We start from the raw sequence: 3080 nt of genomic DNA, 5'->3' as shown, positions 1-3080 counted from the left end.
CGGTCGAGGCGAGCGCCCGCCACCTCGAGGCGCCGCAGCAGGCGTGCGGCTTCGCCACGCACGGCGTCGTCCACGGGCGGGGTCAGGGCCGCAGCGGGTCGTCGTCCGCCGCCGGCTTCATCGCGCGGACGTCGACCGTGTCGTCGGGACGCACGGCGTTCTGCAGGGCGAGGGTGCGCGCCAGGCGCGAGTAGCGCAGCTCCTGCTCGCGGAACCGCACGTAGGTGGAGACGGTGACAAAAGCGAAGCCCATGACCAGCGCGTACAACACCAGGTCGGTGCCGCGCTGCACGCCGAGGGCGTTGGCGATCACCGTGAGGTCGTCGGGGCGGATCACGGCGTACACCATGAACACCACGAAGAGGACGAACCCGATCTTCACGCCCGCCTTGGCCCGCGCCTTCCGGCGGTTGGCGAGGAAGAACAGCACCAGTGCGGCGCCGGCCAGCAGGAGCAGGACCTTGATCATCGGGGCAGCCTCCGTCCCACGAAGCCGTCGGAGAGGATGTTGATGCCGTTGAGCAGCGACTGCCCCTTGGACATGGAGTATTCGGTGTAGAGGATGTCCACCGGCTGCTCGGCGACCCGCCAGCCGTGCGAGTCCATGAGCTCCACGAACTCGCTGGCGTGGCTCATGCCGTTCATGCGCAGGTTGAGGTCCTCGGCGACGCGGCGGTTGAACACGCGCAGCCCGTTGTGGGCGTCGGTCAGGCCGAGCCGTCGGGTGCGGGGGCTGAGCAGCACCACCGTGCGCAGGACCAGGCGTTTGATGAGCGGCACCTGGTCGTCCTCACCGCGCGGGCGGCCGAAGCGGGTGCCCACGATGATGTCCACCGGCTCGCTGCGCAGCCGCTCGACCATCGCCTGCACGTCCTTGACCTGGTGCTGACCGTCGGCGTCGAACGTGACGAAGTAGCGGGCGCCGGGCTGGGCGCGGGCGTACTCCACACCGGTCTGGATGGCCGCCCCCTGGCCGAGGTTGACCGGGTGCCGCACCAGGTGCGCGCCGGCGCGGTGGATCGCCGAGGCCGAGTCGTCCGCCGACCCGTCGTCCACCGCCACGATGTTGGGGAACGTCTCGCGCGCACTGCGCAGCACGTCCTCGATCACGGTGCCCTCGTTGAAACAGGGCACGATGAGCCACACATCGCGGTTGCCGACGGGGCCGTGGCCGCCCGCCGGTCGGTCCGCCGCTCCCGGCTCGCTGTCCCGCACTCTGTCACCCGTCATCGCGGGTCGATACTATGCGATCAGTCGGACAACCCGGTGATGAGAAGGACGGCGGTTCCCCTGATGGCCATTGACGTGATGCTCCCGTACTACGGGGACGTCGACCACTTCAAGAAGGCCGTGGACAGTGTCCTCGCCCAGACCTACCGGGATTTCCGCCTCGTCGTGGTGGACGACGGCTACCCGGATCCCGAGCCGGCCCGCTACATGGGCGAGATCACCGCGCGCGACGAGCGGGTCTCGTACGAGAAGAACGAGGTCAACCTCGGCGCGAACGGCAACTACCGCAAGTGCGTGGAGATGGTCACCGCGCCGATCGTGGTGATCATGGGTGCCGACGACGTCATGCTGCCCAACTACCTCCAGGTGGTGGCCGACGGGTTCGCCGCCGTGCCCGACGCCGCCGTGATGGAGGTCGGCGTCAGCGTGATCGACGAGAACGGTGCGCCCGTGCGCGGCCTGTCCGACTCGGTCAAGGCGTTCACGCAGCCCAAGACGCAGGGCCGCACGGTGCTGCACGGCGAGAAGCTCATGACCTCGCTCATGCACGGGAACTGGACATACTTCCCGTCCCTGGCGTGGAACTCCGAGTGGGTCAAGCGGATCGGTTTCCGCGAGGGACTGGACGTGGTGCAGGATCTCGCCCTGCTGGTGGACGTCATCACCGGCGGCGGCCACATGATCTACGACCCGACGCTGGCGTTCCTCTACCGGCGTCACTCCGCGTCCGACTCGTCGGTGCGCGCGTTGGACGGGCGCCGGTTCGACGAGGAGGCCCGCTTCTTCGGCGGCGAGGCCGACGCCTTCGCCGCCCGCGGGTGGAAGAGTGCAGAGCGCGCGGCGCGGCTGCACGTCACGTCGCGGCTCAACGCACTGTCGCTGCTGCCGACCGCCGCGAAGGCAGGCAAGCTCGCCGAGGGCGGGAAGAAGCTGCTCGGGCACACGTTCCGCAAGTTCTGAGCCGACAGGGGCGACCCCGGTCGTGTCAGTGGTGGCGTTCCTGGCGATGGAGGCGGTGGTCACCGCATGACCGGGGTGGTGGGTGCGGTGGGGTCGTTGTGATCCCCGCGTCGTGGGTGCCGCACCGGCGTGACGACGGCGAGGTGGTCGGCTGGATCGACATGGCGGTCGCCGAGCCGCTGGTCGTGCCGATCGACAGACTGGGCCGGCCGCTGGACCCGGTCGACGACTGGCACGAGGCCGAGCAGGTCCTCGAGGGAGTGGGCCTGCGGTTCCTCATGGACCGGTATGTCATCGACGAGGGCGACCGCGAGACGGTGGTCCGCATCGCGCATGTCTACGAGGACCGCATCGTGCTCTCCACCGCGCTCACCGACGCGATCGAGGAGGTCGGCCGCGAGATCGTGGTGCCGTTCCCGGCGCCGGCGACGTTGCGCGGTCTGAGCTGAGCCGAATCGGTCTCCCGGCCACGGTCCCTGCGCTACGGTCCTTTGGCGCCGCCGCCGGTGTAGTCGCGTCCGAGGGTGCGGCCGCGGTACGGCGCGGCGCCGTCCCGGCCACCCTCCTGTGCCGGCTCGTCCACGGTCCGCCCCAGCACCGCCGGTGCGACCTTGACGGGGTCGCCGATGATGGCGGTGGTGTTGGTGGCGTTGGTCAGGTAGCCGGCGGGGGTGTGGCCGCGACGGTCCGAATTCTGTCCGGCCCCGGCCGCGCCCATCATCGCGCCCATCGGCATCGCCCCTGCTCGCGGACCGTTGGCCGTACTGGTCGACGACGACGAGCCCATCGTCCCCGGGCCCGTTCCCGCCGTCCCTCCGGGGGCGGAACCGGTGCCGGGCACCCCGGCGGTCGGGCCGCCCGTCCCGGGTCCGGCTGGCCCGCCGGCTGCG

General features: G+C 70.5%; 4 protein-coding genes and 1 pseudogene. 2 read left to right on the top strand and 3 right to left on the bottom strand.

Annotated features, from left to right (window positions below):
• Positions 1 to 82: 82 nt before the first annotated feature.
• Positions 83 to 469, bottom strand: coding sequence for a DUF2304 domain-containing protein (locus HMPREF3086_RS12170; protein WP_061227501.1), 387 nt, complete (start codon positions 467 to 469; stop codon positions 83 to 85).
• Positions 466 to 1230, bottom strand: a complete 765-nt coding sequence (locus tag HMPREF3086_RS12165) for a glycosyltransferase family 2 protein (RefSeq protein ID WP_239550367.1) — start codon at positions 1228 to 1230, stop codon at positions 466 to 468. Before HMPREF3086_RS12165 ends, HMPREF3086_RS12170 begins: the two co-directional genes overlap by 4 nt.
• A 63-nt stretch (positions 1231 to 1293) precedes the next feature.
• On the opposite strand from HMPREF3086_RS12165, the gene HMPREF3086_RS12160 reads away from it, so the two are divergent.
• Positions 1294 to 2190 carry a glycosyltransferase family 2 protein gene (locus tag HMPREF3086_RS12160; RefSeq protein ID WP_061227500.1) on the top strand — a complete coding sequence of 299 codons (897 nt, stop codon included), beginning with the start codon at positions 1294 to 1296 and terminating at the stop codon, positions 2188 to 2190.
• A gap of 98 nt (positions 2191 to 2288) precedes the next feature.
• Entirely contained in the window at positions 2289 to 2639 is a 351-nt protein-coding gene (locus tag HMPREF3086_RS12155; protein WP_061227499.1) for a hypothetical protein, read from the top strand.
• 32 nt (positions 2640 to 2671) lie between these two features.
• On the opposite strand, the pseudogene HMPREF3086_RS19310 reads toward HMPREF3086_RS12155, so the two are convergent.
• A pseudogene (locus HMPREF3086_RS19310) lies at positions 2672 to 3080 on the bottom strand (hypothetical protein); the annotation flags it as partial.

Origin of the sequence: Dietzia sp. HMSC21D01 (assembly GCF_001815995.1) — a bacterium.
In the GTDB taxonomy this organism is placed as follows: Bacteria; Actinomycetota; Actinomycetes; order Mycobacteriales; family Mycobacteriaceae; genus Dietzia; species Dietzia cinnamea.
This window is presented reverse-complemented; position numbering and strand designations above follow the sequence as displayed.

What these genes read in the sequence shown, in the direction of transcription:
- HMPREF3086_RS12160 (WP_061227500.1), top strand. Translation starts at nt 1,294, where the DNA reads ATGGCCATTGACGTGATGCTCCCGTACTACGGGGACGTCGACCACTTC.
- HMPREF3086_RS12165 (WP_239550367.1), bottom strand. Translation starts at nt 1,230, where the DNA reads ATGACGGGTGACAGAGTGCGGGACAGCGAGCCGGGAGCGGCGGACCGA.
- HMPREF3086_RS12170 (WP_061227501.1), bottom strand. Translation starts at nt 469, where the DNA reads ATGATCAAGGTCCTGCTCCTGCTGGCCGGCGCCGCACTGGTGCTGTTC.